This is a genomic window from Geobacillus sp. C56-T2, assembly GCF_007829715.1.
GTDB classification, from domain to species: domain Bacteria; phylum Bacillota; class Bacilli; order Bacillales; family Anoxybacillaceae; genus Geobacillus; species Geobacillus icigianus.
Map to the genome: position 1 here is coordinate 1075614 of NZ_VJWB01000001.1, position 16449 is coordinate 1092062.

The following is a 16449-nucleotide window of genomic DNA, read 5'->3' on the forward strand; positions in this document are numbered from 1 at the left end:
CATGAAGCGGCAGCTGATTTTAGAAGATGGTTCGTTTTTCGTTGGCGAAGCGTTTGGTAGCTTGAAGGAGACGACCGGGGAAGTCGTGTTTAACACCGGCATGACCGGATACCAAGAAATTTTGACCGATCCATCGTATTGCGGACAAATCGTGACGATGACGTATCCGTTGATCGGCAACTACGGCATCAACCGCGATGACTTTGAAGCGATTCGCCCGTACGTGCACGGATTCATCGTGAAAGAGGCGTGCGTGAAGCCATCCAACTGGCGCGGCGAAATGACGCTCGATGACTATTTAAAAGAAAAAGACATCCCGGGGCTGGCCGGCATCGACACGCGCAAACTGACGCGCCTCATTCGCCAGCACGGAACGCTAAAAGGGATGATTTGCGGCTTGGACGTCCATCCGGCGGAAGCGGCGGCCCACCTGCGGGCGATGGAGTGGCCGCGCGACCAAGTGCGGCGCGTCTCGACGAAAAGCGCCTATCCGAGCCCGGGGCGCGGCGAGCGCGTGGTCTTGATCGATTTTGGAATGAAGCACGGCATTTTGCGCGAGCTGAACAAGCGCCATTGCGATGTCATCGTCTTGCCGTACAATGCGACTGCCGAAGAAGTATTAAGCTGGCATCCGGATGGGGTGATGCTCTCGAACGGCCCGGGCGACCCGAAAGACGTGCCGGAAGCGATCGACATGATTCGCGGGATTTTGGGCAAAGTGCCGCTCTTTGGCATTTGCCTCGGCCATCAGCTGTTTGCCTTGGCGTGCGGGGCGAATACGGAAAAATTGAAATTCGGCCATCGCGGCTCGAACCATCCGGTGAAAGATTTGCGCACCGGCAAGGTCGCCATCACAGCGCAAAACCACGGCTACGCTGTGACGCACGAGTCGCTCGCCGGCACCCGCCTCGAAGTGACGCATGTCGCCTTGAACGACGGCACGGTCGAAGGGCTGCGCCATCTCGATTTCCCGGCGTTTACGGTGCAATACCATCCGGAAGCGTCGCCGGGGCCGGAAGATGCCAATCCGCTGTTTGACGAGTTTTTGGCGCTCATCCGCGAGTTCAACAAGAAAGGGGAAGTCATCCATGCCTAAACGCCGCGACATCGAAACGATTTTGGTCATCGGCTCCGGCCCGATCGTCATCGGTCAGGCAGCCGAGTTTGACTACGCCGGGACGCAAGCGTGTCTCGCCTTGAAAGAAGAAGGCTATAAAGTCATTCTCGTCAACTCGAACCCGGCGACGATCATGACCGATACGGAAATCGCCGATAAAGTGTATATGGAACCGCTGACGCTTGAGTTTGTCGCCCGCATCATCCGCAAAGAGCGGCCGGATGCGATTTTGCCGACGCTCGGCGGCCAAACGGGCCTCAACTTGGCGGTCGAGCTCGCCAAGGCCGGCGTGCTTGAAGAGTGCGGCGTCGAAATTCTTGGCACGAAACTCGAGGCGATCGAAAAGGCGGAAGACCGTGAACAGTTCCGCGCCCTCATGAACGAGCTTGGCGAACCGGTGCCGGAGAGCGCCATTATTCACAGCCTGGAAGAGGCGTATGCGTTTGTCGAACAGATCGGCTATCCGGTCATCGTCCGCCCAGCGTTTACGCTCGGCGGCACGGGCGGCGGCATTTGCACGAACGAACAAGAACTGATCGACATCGTTTCGACCGGTTTGAAAATGAGTCCGGTGCACCAATGCTTGCTTGAGCGGAGCATCGCCGGCTACAAAGAAATCGAGTATGAAGTGATGCGCGATGCCAACGACAACGCCATCGTCGTCTGCAACATGGAAAACATCGACCCGGTCGGCATCCATACCGGTGACTCGATCGTCGTCGCCCCGAGCCAGACGTTAAGCGACCGCGAATACCAACTGCTTCGCAACGCGTCCTTGAACATCATCCGCGCCCTTGGCATCGAAGGCGGCTGCAACGTCCAGCTGGCGCTCGACCCGGACAGCTTCCGCTATTACGTCATCGAAGTGAACCCGCGCGTCAGTCGCTCGTCGGCGCTCGCCTCCAAAGCGACCGGATACCCGATCGCGAAACTGGCAGCGAAAATTGCGGTCGGGCTGACGCTCGATGAGATGATCAACCCGGTCACCGGGAAAACGTACGCCTGCTTTGAGCCGGCGCTTGATTATGTCGTGACGAAAATTCCGCGCTTCCCGTTTGACAAATTCGAATCGGCGAACCGCCGCCTTGGCACGCAAATGAAGGCGACCGGCGAAGTGATGGCGATCGGCCGGACGTTTGAAGAATCGCTGTTAAAAGCGGTCCGTTCGCTCGAGATCGGCGTCCACCATCTCGCATTAAAAGAGGCGGACACCGCCACCGACGACGTGATCGAGAAACGGATCCGCAAGGCGGGCGATGAGCGGCTCTTTTACATCGCCGAGGCGCTCCGCCGCGGGGTGACGGTCGACACGTTGCATGAATGGAGCCAAATCGATCGCTTTTTCTTGCATAAAATCGAAACCATCATTGAGATGGAAACGGTCTTGAAAAACCGTCCGGGCGACCTTGACGCGCTGAGGAAGGCGAAAGCGCTCGGCTTCTCGGACGCCGCAGTGGCGGCATTATGGAACAAAACGGAGCGCGACATTTACGCGCTGCGCCGCCAGGAAGGCATCGTGCCGGTGTACAAAATGGTCGATACGTGCGCGGCTGAGTTCACATCAGAAACGCCGTATTACTACAGCACGTATGAGGAAGAAAACGAGTCGATCGTGACGGAAACACCGAGCGTCATCGTGCTCGGTTCGGGCCCGATCCGCATCGGCCAAGGGATCGAATTTGACTACGCCACCGTCCATTGCGTCTGGGCCATTAAGCAGGCCGGCTATGAGGCGATCATCATCAACAACAACCCGGAAACAGTCTCCACCGACTTCAGCACGTCGGACAAACTGTACTTCGAGCCGCTGACGGCCGAAGACGTGATGCATGTCATCGACCTTGAGAAGCCGGTCGGCGTCATCATTCAGTTTGGCGGCCAGACGGCGATCAATTTGGCGGCCGAACTCGAGGCGCGTGGCGTCCGCTTGCTCGGGACGACGCTGGAGAATTTGGACCGCGCCGAAGACCGCGACAAATTTGAACAGGCGCTTTCCGAACTCGGCATTCCCAAACCGGCCGGCAAAACGGCCGTTTCGGTCGAAGAAGCGGTCGCCATCGCCGAAGAGATCGGCTATCCGGTGCTCGTCCGCCCGTCGTACGTGCTCGGCGGCCGGGCGATGGAGATTGTGTACAATCGTGAGGAGCTGCTCCATTACATGGAGCACGCCGTGCGCGTCAACCCGCAGCACCCGGTGCTCGTCGACCGCTACATCACCGGCAAGGAAGTCGAAGTCGACGCCATTTCCGACGGCGAGACGGTCGTCATCCCGGGCATTATGGAGCATATCGAACGGGCCGGCGTCCATTCCGGTGACTCGATCGCCGTCTACCCGCCGCAAACGTTAAGTGTCGAAGTGATCGATCAGATCGCGGATGACACGATCCGGCTGGCGCGCGGGCTGCGCATCGTCGGGCTCTTAAACATCCAGTTCGTCGTCTCGGGAAGCGATGTCTACGTGTTGGAAGTAAACCCGCGTTCAAGCCGCACCGTGCCGTTTTTAAGCAAAATCACCGGCGTGCCGATGGCCAACCTCGCCACTAAGGCCATTTTAGGGGCGAAGCTCGCCGACATGGGCTATGAAACCGGCGTTCGCCCGGTCCGTCCAGGCGTGTACGTGAAAGTGCCGGTGTTCTCGTTTGCGAAATTGCGCAATGTCGACATTTCGCTCGGCCCGGAAATGAAATCGACTGGTGAAGTGATCGGCAAGGATGTGACGTTTGAAAAAGCGCTCTATAAAGGCCTTGTCGCCTCGGGCATCCACATCCAGCCGCACGGGGCAGTGCTGTTGACGGTCGCGGACAAAGACAAAGAAGAAGCGGTCGAGCTGGCCCGCCGCTTTGCGGACATCGGCTATCAGCTGCTGGCGACGAACGGCACGGCGGAAACGCTCAAAGCGGCCGGCATCCCGGTGACAGTCGTCAATAAAATCCATTCGGCGTCGCCGAACATTTTAGATGTCATCCGCCAAGGGAAGGCGCAAGTCGTCATCAACACGTTGACGAAAGGGAAACAGCCGGAAAGCGACGGCTTCCGCATCCGCCGCGAAGCGGTCGAAAACGGCATTCCGTGCTTGACGTCGCTCGATACCGCACGGGCAATGCTGCAAGTGCTCGAATCGATGACGTTCTCGACAACGGCGATGACGGAAGGGTTGGTGCGGTCATGATCGGCCGCGAACAAATGACGGTCGCAAGCCAGCGGCTGATCGCCGAGCGCACGTATGAATTGACGCTGGCAGGCCGCCTCGTGCAAGAGATGAAGCAGCCCGGCCAGTTCGTTCATGTGAAAGTGGCCGCATCGGCCGATCCGCTCTTGCGCCGCCCGCTCAGCCTTTGTCAAATCGACCACAAGCAGGGGCAATGCACGATCATTTACCGCCAGGAAGGGAAGGGCACCGCGCTGTTGGCGCAAAAACAGCCGGGCGACACGGTCGATGTGCTCGGCCCGCTCGGCAACGGCTTTCCGCTCGAAGCCGCGCCGGCGGGCGGCCGGGCGCTGTTGGTCGGCGGCGGCATCGGCGTCCCGCCGCTCTATGAACTGGCGAAACAGCTGGCGAACCGGGGCGTGAACGTCGTGAGCGTGCTCGGGTTCCAAACGAAAGCGGCGGTCTTTTACGAAGAAAAATTTGCCGCGTTCGGCGAGACGTATATCGCCACCGATGACGGGTCGCACGGGGCGGCGGGCCGCGTCACCGATGTGATCGAAGCGCGCGCGCTCGAGTTTGACGTGTTGTACGCCTGCGGCCCGAAGCCGATGCTAAAGGCGCTCGATGAACGGTTCCGCGGCCGGCCGGTGTACTTGTCGTTGGAAGAGCGGATGGGCTGCGGCGTCGGGGCGTGCTTCGCCTGCGTCTGCCATGTGCCGGGAAGCGAAACGGCGTATAAAAAAGTATGCAGCGACGGTCCGGTGTTTCGGGCCGGGGAGGTGGTGTTATGAACCGGCTGGCGGTCGAACTGCCGGGGCTTTCGCTCAAAAACCCGATCATGCCGGCGTCCGGCTGTTTCGGGTTTGGCCGCGAGTACGCCCGGTTTTACGATTTAAGCGTGTTAGGCGCCATCATGATCAAAGCGACGACCAAAGAGCCGCGCTTTGGCAACCCGACGCCAAGGGTGGCGGAAACGCCGGGCGGGATGTTAAACGCCATCGGCCTGCAAAACCCCGGTCTTGACAAGGTGCTGACGGAAGAACTGCCGTGGCTTGAACAGTTTGACGTGCCGATCATCGCCAACATCGCCGGTTCGACGATGGAAGAATACGTCGAGGTAGCCGCCGCGATTTCCAAAGCGCCGAACGTCCATGCCTTGGAGCTCAACATTTCTTGCCCGAACGTGAAAAAAGGCGGCATCACGTTCGGCACCGTGCCGGAGGTGGCCGCCGAGCTGACGCGGCTTGTCAAGGAAGTGTCGGCTGTCCCAGTGTATGTGAAGCTGTCGCCTAACGTGACGGACATCGTCGCGATGGCGAAAGCCATTGAACAAGCGGGCGCTGACGGCCTGACGATGATCAACACGCTCGTCGGCATGCGCATCGACGTGAAAACTGGCCGGCCGATTTTGGCCAACGGCACCGGCGGCTTATCCGGCCCGGCGGTCAAACCGATCGCCATCCGCATGATTTACGAAGTGAGCCAAGCGGTGTCGATTCCGATCATCGGCATGGGCGGCGTGCAAACGGCGGAAGATGTGCTCGAATTTTTCTACGCCGGCGCGAGCGCGGTCGCGGTCGGAACAGCCAACTTCGTCGATCCATTCGTCTGCCCGACGATCATCAACGAACTGCCGGCGCTGCTTGACGAGCTGGGGATAGATCAGATCTCCGAATGTACAGGAAGGAGCTGGAAAACCGGTGCACACGCCGTTCATTGTCGCCCTTGATTTTCCATCGAAACAAGACGTTGAATCGTTTTTACGGCCGTTTGCCGGCACGCCGCTGTTTGTGAAAGTCGGCATGGAGCTGTACTATCAGGAAGGGCCGTCCATCGTCGCGTTCCTCAAAGAACAAGGGCACGCCGTCTTTTTAGACTTAAAACTGCACGACATCCCGAATACAGTGAAACAGGCGATGAAAGGGCTCGCCCGTGTCGGCGCTGATTTGGTGAACGTCCACGCCGCCGGCGGCCGGCGCATGATGGAAGCGGCGATCGAAGGGCTTGACGCCGGCACGCCAAGCGGCGCCGCCCGACCGCGCTGCATCGCCGTCACCCAGCTGACAAGCACGGACGAGCGCATACTTCATGAAGAGCTTTGCATTTCCCGCCCGCTTGCCGACACGGTCAGCCATTACGCGGCGTTGGCGAAAGAAAGCGGCCTTGACGGCGTCGTCTGCTCGGCGAACGAAGCGCCGCTCATCAAGGGACGGTGCGGCGCCGCGTTTCTCGCTGTCACCCCGGGCATTCGCTTTGCCGATGATGCAGTGCACGACCAAGTGCGCGTCGTCACGCCAAGAGAAGCGCGTGCGCTTGGTTCTGACTACATCGTCATCGGCCGTAGCATCACCCGCGCCGCCGACCCGCTTGCCGCGTACGCCCGCCTGCAGCACGAATGGAACGGAGGAGAGAGAGAATGAAACACGACATTGCCGCCCAACTGCTTGAAATAGGAGCGGTCGCTTTGCGGCCGAACGACCCGTTCACCTGGTCATCGGGCTTACAAGCGCCGATTTATTGCGACAACCGCCTGACGCTCGCTTATCCGGACGTGCGCCGCCTGATCGCCGACGGTCTCGCGGACCTCATCCGCACCCATTTTCCTGAAGCGGACCTCATCGCCGGCACAGCGACCGCCGGCATCCCGCACGCCGCGTGGGTGAGCGAGCGGCTTGGTTTGCCGATGTGCTACGTCCGCAGCCAAGCGAAAGCGCACGGAAAAGGGAAGCAAATCGAAGGCAAAGCCGAACCGGGCCAACGCGTCGTCGTCATCGAAGACTTAATCTCAACCGGCGGCAGCTCGCTTACGGCCGTGCGCGCCTTGAAAGACGCAGGCTGCGAGGTGCTTGGCGTCGCCGCCATCTTCACGTACGGACTCGAAAAAGCGAAGCAGGCGTTTGCCGAAGCGAATGTGCCTGCCTACACCCTCACCGACTACGACACACTCATCGAAACGGCCGTCCGCCTTGGCGCCGTCAGCGAACACGACCTGGCGACATTGCGGCAATGGCGGGAAAATCCGGAAAAGTGGGGGAAATAGACGAGAAGAAAGAAGCGCGGACCAAAAGATGGTCCGCGCTTTTGTCATATGTTATTGGCGAACGGGACTTCCGTCGCTTCCGATGATGACGGAAATGGCGATCGAACGGCCAAAGTCACTCGAACTAGCGATGACTTGATGACTATGGGAGGTACCCTGTTTGTCTCTTAGATTATGGAAATTATTGTAATGAAAAATACTCATATACAGTAAAGATCCATGGGCAATGGTTTACCCTCCACCCGGGGATGAAAATCCCGCGTTAGTTCGGCATTTTCACAGAATAAATATAAAATTAGGTAATTTATAACGATAAAATATTACCAAATTAATTAGACTATTTTTCAAAATTAGCACTTTATTACTGTTTAAGTAAAATTATTGGCTCTTCACCACAAAATGTACTTGACAAAAAACGTTTTTCATGATAAGAACGTCAAAAAGATTGATTACCATTTTTTGTTATTTTTGTTCAACCGGGAGGGATAATATCATGTTTGTTCCTAAAAGTCAAGTACATCTTTCGGTGATGAACCAAATTATTTATATATTATAATCAAAATGGAAATTATGTTTGTGAAAGGGTGTGTATTGTGAAAAAACAAATTATACCAATACTGATTGCAGTAGGATTTATGCTACTGAGTCAGCAGGAAGCGGATGCGAAAGATTTAGGCAAAGTTAAATCAATAAGAGGGAATAATTCAATTCAAATGGTTTTAGAAAATGACTTGGGAGACTACTACAAGGTTTATAGAGATGGTAAAAAAATTTGGGAAGGATCTAAAGAGGAATTTGTAGATAATAATCTTGAGCCAGACTATTATTATAACTATAAAATAGGAGTTTATAAAAATAACAAATTAATAGATATCATTTCGCATAAAGTTAAAACAAAAGACAAGAATTTAAACAAGAAGAAGCAAGAAGAACACGTCTATGCTCAAGAAACAGATATTGTCACCACAATTGGTCAAGATTATGTTACACTAGAATGGGAACCGATTCCTGATGATGATGGCATTTATGAAGTGTATAGAGATGGTGAATTTTTAGCTAGTGTTAATTCGACAAGTTATACAGACACAACTGTAAAAAACGGAGAAGATTATTTATATGAAATTGTAGCTAAAAAAGAGGTGTCAGCAAAACAGAAAAAACAAATTGAAGAGTATATAAAAAATAATCAGGTAGATATTTCAGAACTAGATAAAGAGCAACTGTTTAAAGATACTGTAGATGAGCATTTTTCATTACAGTAATTTCCATTCACTAAGAGACAAACAGGGTACCCCTTAGGCGACATGGAGCTGTTTTTTGATCACATCAATGGGAATCTCTTGCTTCGCGGCATCGTAGATGAACTCAACGACGCTGTGTCCTTTCCGAGAACGAAGAAGCTCCAGGCCGGAAGAGAGGTCTTGTTGAGATTCCGCGATGCTGTATACGCAGGCGAACAGCACCACGGCCCAATACCGTTTCACCGCCCGAATGTGACGAACACGGTATCCATCGAGCTTCAGCTGGTCTTTGGCCTGCCGGAAAAAGCATTCGATCGTCCAGCGCTGGGCATAGTAACGCAAGATCTCTTCATCGCCTAGCTCCCGGTCGGTGCTCAAGACAACATGGAGATGATCTGGCGTCATCGGTTCATCCGCCTTCCAAGCCAGCAGCACCACCGCGTCATCGAGGCCATGGATCGCTCCCTCGTAGCGATACACGCGGTAACGCTCCTTCCCCACCGTGACGAGGCGGGTGTCGTTGGGCTCGATATAGCGGGCGAACTTCTTCGCTTGGATGGCGATGCCTTTCGGATAGAGAATCCGGTTCGTCTTGAGCATGGCGATGACATGGAATCCTTGTTTCAGGCAGGCTTCGATGAGCGCTTGGGACGGATACCACGAATCCATGAGCACATACACCGGCTGAGCCCGTTTCCCCTTGAGCGAGGAAAGCATCTCGATCGCTAGGTCGATCTTGCTTCTTCCCGCCGTCTTGTCATACAGACGAAAGGCGAACGGAAACGCTTGCGAGAAAGTATGCACCATCAGCCAAACGAGCGAATGCCCCCAAACGGATTGATGATCTTTGTGCGAGTAGTGCCAATCACACCCTTGAATGGCGCGGGCAGCCCGTGACGAAGGCTTCGTTTTTTGACAAATCGTATCATCGATCGAAACAAAAAGGGGTTGATTCTCCCGTTTGGCTAGGCGTTCGATCTGGCGAAGGATCCATTCTTGCAGCTTCTCAAGCAGTTTTTCCTCGTTCCAAGGGCTTTTCGTGAAAAAGTGGCTCAGTGTTGTTCGATGATTCGGATGAAAACTCCAGTACCGGACATCCGTCAATGTCCCCGAAAATCCCTTGGTAGTCAAGGCGTCGACAAGGTAAACGAGATGCTTGATGACCGGCTTCGAGAAATCAAGCGCCAATCCCAGCGTCATGAAAAACTTGTGGATTCCTTGATGATGTGCTAATCTATTCATGAGACATGAACCTCCTTGTGGGTAGTTGGTGGTACATCTATTCTAACCAAGGAATCGGGTTCATGTCTCCTTTTTTATTTGGTTGTAAATTTATGTTAGCGAATTTGCTCATCTACAGTAAAGATATTAAAACAGTAGGTAAACTGGTTGAAACTGTAAAAGAATTGTCCGAAGAAGAATTAACAACATTAGACATTCCTGAGGAGCTTCAAAAACAAAAGTCTTCGAAAAAAGATAGTATAGTAATGTTAAAATAGCAGGTATACCAGATATCGGCGCTGAGTATCCAGCATATATTTTTAGATATACTACATTTATTCCATATGCAAAAGTTGATAATCCAAATGCAATCCATGAGGGAATTCTGGGGGAGTATGGAACACAATTAAAAGGAGACAATAGAGGATTTGACCCATTCTCAAATAAATATAGAACTCGAGTAGATGTATATACTACTTGGTGGTACAATGATCCTGAATTATTTTACGATCGCTTTGTAGGTGAAAGTGTTCTTTATGATTCTAAAGGTAATGTACTACTTAGAGGTACAGCTAGCCCGAACGGTATTAAAGTAACAAAAGATTTAGTATCAAGTACAAAAATGATGTGGAGAGTAAATCATGATGTGGGTGTACCATTCCATTCATCTTATCCAAATATTACTTATTATTATGAAGCGACAGTGTATAAAAACGGTAATTTTAGCATAAGAGGTTCGCATGATAAAGCCCCTAATCACGAGATATATGCTGGAAATGCTTATACTGATTTGAGACCGTTAACGGTTTATACTTACGCTGTTAGTAGCACAGCTGATTTTGCATACCTATTCCCAGGAACACCTCAAAAATACTTTGAAGTATCTATGTAAAAATGTGTAAGAAAGGAGAACCTCGAAATTGGTTCTCCTCTTATTACTGTAAGATAAGGAGGATTTCATTGTTTAGGGATATAAAGATCAAAGTGATATCAGGAATACTAACCTCAATCAATTCTGGTTTTTTATATTATCTAATTGAGTCCAAAGGTGGAATCGTATCAAACGAATTAAATATTGTAGAGGGACTATTCGAAGTTCTTATCAAGTCCTTATTCTACTCTATAATATGTGTGCTTCCGTTAGTTATTTTATTCGGTATACCGATCTCTTTACTTATAGACTATGTATTACAAAGATTCAATCAAAGGAATGTTGTTATATCATTTCTCCTTCATGCCATAGCCTATTTTATTGTCGTAATAATATATTGGGGAATCAGTTTTGGAGTAGATAAAATAATATATATGGCGGAGCCAGAAATAGCCTATAATGTGTTTCTATTTGTGTATACTCCGTGTGTTTTTTGGATGATAACATACCTAATAACCCGTGGTGCTAGATAAAATCGAATAAGCATAAAAATAGCTCCTTGCCTGCGGACCTCCTGTAGAATGAACGTGCGACCCAACATTCCAAAGGAGAATCCCCATGCAAGAGCAGTTTCATTTTCTTACAGATCAAGCCAGATTCAAAAACAATATATGTCACCATTTTCTTTTTTGTTTCTGCCCAGCTTGTCACAAATTCCATGCGATCTTCAACACCGCTATCGTCATTTGGCGAAACAAGAAGACACGGTGATTATTGCCATTCATCTTTGAGGAAAATTGCTTGGCTTCTCTTCTGACCGTGCATGGCATCGCTTTGTGACTGGGAACTTGTTCACGGATAGGCAGTTTCTCGAACGTTCTCGATACCATCGCCGTTGCCGAGCGCTGCGCTTGGCGATGAAATGGAATCCGCCATGAGCTGGCAAAACGCGGCCACCATCATGCTTATGCCGTGGTCGATAGCTTGCCGTTAGAGTGGTACCATGTTGCGAAAATACATCGTGTCAAACGGGTTCAAGGAATCGCCGACATCGGGTATTGCGCTTCAAAAAAGCAATGGTACGGCGGATGGAAACTGCACCTTCAATTGACCGATCAAGGTTTGCCAATGGGATATGTGGTGACGGAAGCCTCCTGCCGCGATCGAATCGCAGCCGAAAGCGTGATAATCCAAATTCCTCATCCCTATCACCTCGGGGACAAGGGGTTCATTAGACGCGACTGGCAAAAAAGGCTGTACGAAGCATACCCAATGGCGCTTTGGACTCCGTCTCGAAAAAACCAGAACCATCACCCGCCCGGGGCATGGGAGAAGTGGATCCAACCAAAACGTAAAAATGATCGGACGGTGTTCTTGGTTCTGGTTGACCAATACCGGATTACAGAGATTCGAGCGAATTCCATGATCGGATTTGACGTAGCGCTCGACGGCATATGGTTAGCCTATTCACTGGCCACACTCGGGCTAGTTGAGTTCTAATGCTCAACAGCACCACGGGTAAAGTGATAATTTACGATTATCCTTTAACAGAATAGAAAGCATATATACCTAAAGCCATCAATACTAAAAATAGTGATATTACTGAAAGGAGTATAACCATCCATTTTTTTTTCAACATTACTCCCCCCAAAAATAGGTTCATCACCGCAACACGCACTTGATAAATGATACACTTGTCTGAACAAGTATATGCCAAAATATTAGTTTGTTAGTTTTTGGAAGCATAAGCTTTTAGTAAAGAAGCAAAAAATATTATTTAACCCGTGGTGCTAGATAAAATCGAGTAAGCATAAAAATAGCCCTTGCCTGCGGATCTCCTGTAGAATGAAAGTGCGACCAAACATTCGAAAGGAGAATCCCCATGCAAGAGCACTTTCATTTTACAACAGACAAAGCGAAAATTCAAAAACAATATGCAGCCATTTTCTTTTTTGTTTCTGCCCAGCTGTCACACATTCAATGCTATCTTCAACGCCGCAATCGTCATTTGGCGAAACAAGAAGACGCAGTGATCATTGCCATTCATCTGTTAGGAAAGTTGCTTGGCTTCTCTTCCGAACGTGCATGGCATCGCTTTGTTACTGGGAACTTGTTCACGGATGGACGTTTTCTCGAACGTTCTCGATACAATCGCCGTTGCCGAGCGCTGCGCTTTGCGATCAAATGGATTCGTCATGAACTGGCGAAACGTGGGCAACACCATGCCTATGCGGTCGTAGATAGCATACCAATCGAGTTGTGTCATGCCGCAAGAATGTACCGTGTCAAACGATTTCAAGGCATCGCTGACATTGGATTTTGTGCATCGAAAAAGCAGTGGTACTATGGGTTTAAGTTTCATCTTCAAGTGACAGATCAAGGGCTACCTATGGGATACGTGGTAACCGAGGCGTCCTGTCACGATCGAACTGCAGCTGAAACCGTCATGACTCAAATTCCTCACCCCTATAACTTGGGTGACAAAGGATTCATCAGTAGTGAATTGCAAAAAAAGTTGTATGAGGCGTACCAAATCGCTTTTTGGACTCCATCTCGCAAAAACCAGAAACACCGCCCATCTGAGTCATGGGAGACATGGCTCAAACAAAAACGGAAAGTCATTGAAACGGTATTCTCCGTCCTTGTTGACCAATATCGTATGACAGACATTCGTGCGAATTCGATTGCGGGATTTGAAGTAGCACTCGATGGCATCTTGTTGGTGTATTCGCTTGTAACACTCGGGCTAGTTGAGCGCTAGCGCTCAACTAGCACCACGGGTTATTTAGTGTAAAAATATCCGCTCTCTACTCCGTTTTTATTCCCAACAACACCAATATACACATTCCCTAACTGCACAAGACCTATTGAGCCCAAGCCAATTTTATAGTAAAACATAGCATCTCCATAATATTTTTTATTGCTAACATATCCACTTTCCCACACTTTATCAGTAACAACAGCAGGATTATAATTATGACTGACATAAGCCTTTGTATAAATCACTGAAGTTACTCCATCACTATTGTAATAGTATTTACCTTCAATAACATATTCCGTAACAGGAATCCCAAGAACCCACATTGTCCCTGTATTAGTAACAATCCTATATGCACTACTTGAAGACAGAGAAGAAGCGGTTACATTCATCGAATCAGATGATAATTCAATTTCACTAACCGCAGTTTTATCCACTTTGGTCCACTTTACTTTTTTTTTGAATTTTAGAATCTAACTTATCGATATCTCCGCTGTAAATAGCTTTAGCAGTGGTTGGATTTGTAATTAAAGATATAAAATCCTCTTGATCATGTTTTGATAGTTTTTTAAATTGTTCAAGAGTAACTTTAGCTCTTTCTACGGCTTTCAAAGCTAATTCATGGTTTTCAACTCCAGATTGTAAAGCATCGTCAATTGAATAATTTTGCAGATAATTGATGTAATCTTCTGGTGTGTAGTAATTCTGTGCCCTAGCCTTGTTACTGGCAACAGGAAATAAAAAAAAGATCCATGGGCAACGTTTTGCCCTCCACCCAGGGATGAAAATCCCCCTTTTCTTCCCATAATGAAGAATAGGCGCAAACAGTTTAACAGGACGTTATGCTTAATGGTGGCTTGGACCCTGTACAGAAAAGTGTTTGAATCCACTGGGTGCACCACCCATTGTCCGCCCTTTCCTGTGATAGAGGAAAGGTGACGACGAACGGAAAACTGCCGCATTTCTCCCGTGGATTCGCTGTTTGCGCACTCGATCATCGAAAAGGAGGATTTTCATCATGGATGTCATCTATCCTCGCTGCGCAGGATTGGATGTTCATGCCGAAACCATCGTCGCTTGTGCCCTATGGGAAGAAGAGGGGAAGATCCAAAAGGAGATCCAAACGTTCTCCACGTTCTCGAAAGGGCTTGGCGACCTGCTTGAGTGGCTCGAAGACCATGGGGTCACCCATGTCGCCATGGAATCCACCGGCGTGTATTGGAAACCGGTCTTTGCCTTCCTCGAGGGCTATGTCGACTTGACGTTGGCCAATCCGCAGCGGATCAAAAATGTCCCGGGAAGAAAAACCGATGTCTCTGACGCCGAGTGGATCGCCAAGCTGCTCCGCCATGGACTCATTGAAAAAAGTTTCGTCCCCCCAGCGGATATTCGCGAATTGCGGGATTTTACCCGCCTCCGCAAAAAGTGGGTCGGACAGTTGAGTTCAGAGAAAAACCGGATTCAAAAAGTGCTGGAGTCTTCCAATGTCAAACTGGGCTCCGTTCTCTCGGATCTCTTCGGCGTTTCCGGACGAAACATCCTTGCCCGGCTGCTCGAGAAGGGATACGTGGACAAGGACGAGCTGGATCAATGCCTGCGCGGCAGGCTCAAAACGAAAAAGCAGGCGGTGTATGATTCGCTGCTGGGCACCTTGACCGAACACGAGCTCCGTCTCCTTCGCCTCTTGTGGAAACACGTGGAGGAATTGGAGCAGTTAATCGAAGAAGTCGACCAGCACATCGACCGCCTGCTCGAGCCGTATCGGGAGGAAGTGGACTTACTGATGACCATGCCTGGAATCAAAAAACAAACCGCCGCCGTCATCATCGCCGAGATGGGAACCGACATGAGCGTCTTTGAAACGCCGGAACGGGCGGCTTCATGGACGGGGTTGTCCCCCGGCAACCATGAAAGCGCCGGAAAGCGAAAGAGCACGCGCACACAAAGGCAATCCCCATCTTCGATCAGCGTTATGCGAGGCGGCATGGTCAGCAGCTCGATCCAAGACACATCCCTTGTCCCGAAAATTTTGGTCGTTGGCGGCCCGATGCGGGAAGAAAAAAGCCCTCATCGCCACGGCTCGACGAATGTTGGTGATCATCTTTTGCATGATCTCCCGCAAAGAGTCGTTCCGCCAACCACAACTTATCTAGTATAGCCAACAGGCAGCCAGATCATACGAGATGTCCGAAAATCGGGCACCTCTGCTTTCCTATTGCCTTCTTTGGCCATTTTCAGTATACCCGCACGGATCAGGAGCGTATACAGCACTCACCCAGTGGTGGGGATTTTCACGGAAAAAGCATACCAAACTGAAAACAATTAACCAAGCGAGATTCCTTTTCATTTTTCCTCTCCCTATTATAATTATATATTTTCCCTGCTTAACCTTATTATACCTAAAACTCCTTGTTTCTTGCAAACAAAAAATTCAGGTAATTGCGAAAAAAACACATAGGCTTGCCTGCTCCATGAATTTATCTTTCAGTCGAGTGGAAGGGGGCGGGGCGACTGAACGGCAGAAAGCGCGTACCGCAAGCGGGAGCTCTCTCCCGTAAATGCGAGAATGTGGGCGTGATGGACCAAATATCCACCAGCGCTGCCGTCAAGCAGCGATTGTCCCCAACCCCCCCCCGATTCATACGCGCCGTAAACGGTTTTGTTCGTCGCATTGGCGTGGAAGACGCGAAGAGAAGGCCTTCTTTCTTGTCGATCTGCAAGTGGCAAGATGAAAGGGCTTGATGGAGATTCGCCTCATACAGGCGATCCCAATGACGCGCGATGGCATCTTCGTTGAACCAAGACGGCTCCAGCCCTGGCCGAATCCGCTTCGGCCAATCGATGTCATGCGCCCATTGTTCCCTATGAACAAGCGCTTGCCGGGGCCGCTCAAGATATCCAGAATGATTAGTTTGACGATATCGCTGGCTCGAGTTTGGCATTGTGGAGCCACGGGAACGAGATGATCCATCAACTGAGGAAGGTTAAGATCTTTGAACAGGATACTTATTCTAAATGACAACCACCATAAATGGCAAGGATTTGAATGCTCA

Annotated in this window: 13 protein-coding genes and 4 pseudogenes; 12 read left to right on the forward strand and 5 right to left on the reverse strand. The window is 50.7% G+C overall.

Features of this window, described 5'->3' with window-relative positions; genetic code table 11:
- Nucleotide 1 precedes the first annotated feature (1 nt).
- The 7 genes from GC56T2_RS05515 (at nucleotide 2) to GC56T2_RS05545 (ending at nucleotide 8567) form a co-directional block, all read left to right on the forward strand.
- Nucleotides 2-1096, forward strand: coding sequence for a carbamoyl phosphate synthase small subunit (locus GC56T2_RS05515; protein ID WP_144973631.1), 1095 nt, complete (start codon nucleotides 2-4; stop codon nucleotides 1094-1096).
- Nucleotides 1089-4286 (forward strand): carbamoyl-phosphate synthase large subunit, encoded by a 3198-nt coding sequence (gene carB, locus GC56T2_RS05520; RefSeq protein ID WP_144973633.1) that lies wholly within the window; start codon nucleotides 1089-1091, stop codon nucleotides 4284-4286. Before GC56T2_RS05515 ends, carB begins: the two co-directional genes overlap by 8 nt.
- A complete protein-coding gene (locus GC56T2_RS05525; RefSeq protein ID WP_031410509.1) occupies nucleotides 4283-5056 on the forward strand; it encodes a dihydroorotate dehydrogenase electron transfer subunit in 774 nt (257 codons plus the stop codon). Before carB ends, GC56T2_RS05525 begins: the two co-directional genes overlap by 4 nt.
- Nucleotides 5053-5994, forward strand: coding sequence for a dihydroorotate dehydrogenase (locus GC56T2_RS05530; RefSeq protein ID WP_144973636.1), 942 nt, complete (start codon nucleotides 5053-5055; stop codon nucleotides 5992-5994). The genes GC56T2_RS05525 and GC56T2_RS05530 overlap by 4 nt, the downstream gene beginning before the upstream one ends.
- On the forward strand, nucleotides 5966-6685 hold the full coding sequence (gene pyrF, locus GC56T2_RS05535; protein WP_144973638.1) for an orotidine-5'-phosphate decarboxylase: 720 nt from the start codon (nucleotides 5966-5968) through the stop codon (nucleotides 6683-6685). The genes GC56T2_RS05530 and pyrF overlap by 29 nt, the downstream gene beginning before the upstream one ends.
- On the forward strand, nucleotides 6682-7305 hold the full coding sequence (gene pyrE / locus GC56T2_RS05540) for an orotate phosphoribosyltransferase (protein WP_144973640.1): 624 nt from the start codon (nucleotides 6682-6684) through the stop codon (nucleotides 7303-7305). The genes pyrF and pyrE overlap by 4 nt, the downstream gene beginning before the upstream one ends.
- Nucleotides 7306-7898: 593 nt before the next feature.
- Nucleotides 7899-8567 (forward strand): hypothetical protein, encoded by a 669-nt coding sequence (locus GC56T2_RS05545; RefSeq protein ID WP_144973642.1) that lies wholly within the window; start codon nucleotides 7899-7901, stop codon nucleotides 8565-8567.
- A 33-nt stretch (nucleotides 8568-8600) separates the two neighbouring features.
- Here GC56T2_RS05545 and GC56T2_RS05550 read toward each other — a convergent pair whose 3' ends face one another.
- Nucleotides 8601-9788, reverse strand: coding sequence for an IS701 family transposase (locus tag GC56T2_RS05550; protein ID WP_144973644.1), 1188 nt, complete (start codon nucleotides 9786-9788; stop codon nucleotides 8601-8603).
- Between the two features lie 62 nt (nucleotides 9789-9850).
- Here GC56T2_RS05550 and GC56T2_RS05555 point away from each other — a divergent pair, with 62 nt between their 5' ends.
- The 4 genes and pseudogenes from GC56T2_RS05555 (at nucleotide 9851) to GC56T2_RS05575 (ending at nucleotide 13399) form a co-directional block, all read left to right on the forward strand.
- On the forward strand, nucleotides 9851-10045 hold the full coding sequence (locus tag GC56T2_RS05555) for a hypothetical protein (RefSeq protein ID WP_144973646.1): 195 nt from the start codon (nucleotides 9851-9853) through the stop codon (nucleotides 10043-10045).
- A gap of 38 nt (nucleotides 10046-10083) precedes the next feature.
- Nucleotides 10084-10659 (forward strand): DUF3238 domain-containing protein, encoded by a 576-nt coding sequence (locus tag GC56T2_RS18345; RefSeq protein WP_370454559.1) that lies wholly within the window; start codon nucleotides 10084-10086, stop codon nucleotides 10657-10659.
- A 597-nt stretch (nucleotides 10660-11256) separates the two neighbouring features.
- Nucleotides 11257-12138, forward strand: a pseudogene (locus GC56T2_RS05570) (IS982 family transposase).
- A gap of 382 nt (nucleotides 12139-12520) precedes the next feature.
- Nucleotides 12521-13399 (forward strand): IS982 family transposase, encoded by an 879-nt coding sequence (locus GC56T2_RS05575; RefSeq protein ID WP_144973650.1) that lies wholly within the window; start codon nucleotides 12521-12523, stop codon nucleotides 13397-13399.
- Between the two features lie 20 nt (nucleotides 13400-13419).
- Here the strand turns inward: GC56T2_RS05575 and GC56T2_RS05580 are convergent, their stop codons facing one another.
- Together GC56T2_RS05580 and GC56T2_RS05585 are read right to left on the reverse strand one after the other, a co-directional pair.
- A complete protein-coding gene (locus GC56T2_RS05580; RefSeq protein WP_144973652.1) occupies nucleotides 13420-13833 on the reverse strand; it encodes a hypothetical protein in 414 nt (137 codons plus the stop codon).
- On the reverse strand, nucleotides 13826-14008 hold the full coding sequence (locus tag GC56T2_RS05585; protein WP_144973654.1) for a hypothetical protein: 183 nt from the start codon (nucleotides 14006-14008) through the stop codon (nucleotides 13826-13828). The genes GC56T2_RS05580 and GC56T2_RS05585 overlap by 8 nt, the downstream gene beginning before the upstream one ends.
- A gap of 406 nt (nucleotides 14009-14414) precedes the next feature.
- On the opposite strand from GC56T2_RS05585, the pseudogene GC56T2_RS05590 reads away from it, so the two are divergent.
- Nucleotides 14415-15549: pseudogene (locus tag GC56T2_RS05590) on the forward strand (IS110 family RNA-guided transposase).
- A gap of 331 nt (nucleotides 15550-15880) precedes the next feature.
- Here GC56T2_RS05590 and GC56T2_RS18055 read toward each other — a convergent pair.
- Nucleotides 15881-16020: pseudogene (locus tag GC56T2_RS18055) on the reverse strand (ATP-binding protein); the annotation flags it as partial.
- A gap of 10 nt (nucleotides 16021-16030) precedes the next feature.
- Nucleotides 16031-16418: pseudogene (locus tag GC56T2_RS18350) on the reverse strand (DUF4277 domain-containing protein); the annotation flags it as partial.
- Nucleotides 16419-16449 lie beyond the last annotated feature (31 nt).

What these genes read in the sequence shown, in the direction of transcription:
- GC56T2_RS05525 (WP_031410509.1), top strand. Translation starts at nt 4,283, where the DNA reads ATGATCGGCCGCGAACAAATGACGGTCGCAAGCCAGCGGCTGATCGCC.
- GC56T2_RS05550 (WP_144973644.1), bottom strand. Translation starts at nt 9,788, where the DNA reads ATGAATAGATTAGCACATCATCAAGGAATCCACAAGTTTTTCATGACG.
- pyrE (WP_144973640.1), top strand. Translation starts at nt 6,682, where the DNA reads ATGAAACACGACATTGCCGCCCAACTGCTTGAAATAGGAGCGGTCGCT.
- GC56T2_RS05515 (WP_144973631.1), top strand. Translation starts at nt 2, where the DNA reads ATGAAGCGGCAGCTGATTTTAGAAGATGGTTCGTTTTTCGTTGGCGAA.
- carB (WP_144973633.1), top strand. Translation starts at nt 1,089, where the DNA reads ATGCCTAAACGCCGCGACATCGAAACGATTTTGGTCATCGGCTCCGGC.
- GC56T2_RS05575 (WP_144973650.1), top strand. Translation starts at nt 12,521, where the DNA reads ATGCAAGAGCACTTTCATTTTACAACAGACAAAGCGAAAATTCAAAAA.
- GC56T2_RS05555 (WP_144973646.1), top strand. Translation starts at nt 9,851, where the DNA reads ATGTCTCCTTTTTTATTTGGTTGTAAATTTATGTTAGCGAATTTGCTC.
- GC56T2_RS05530 (WP_144973636.1), top strand. Translation starts at nt 5,053, where the DNA reads ATGAACCGGCTGGCGGTCGAACTGCCGGGGCTTTCGCTCAAAAACCCG.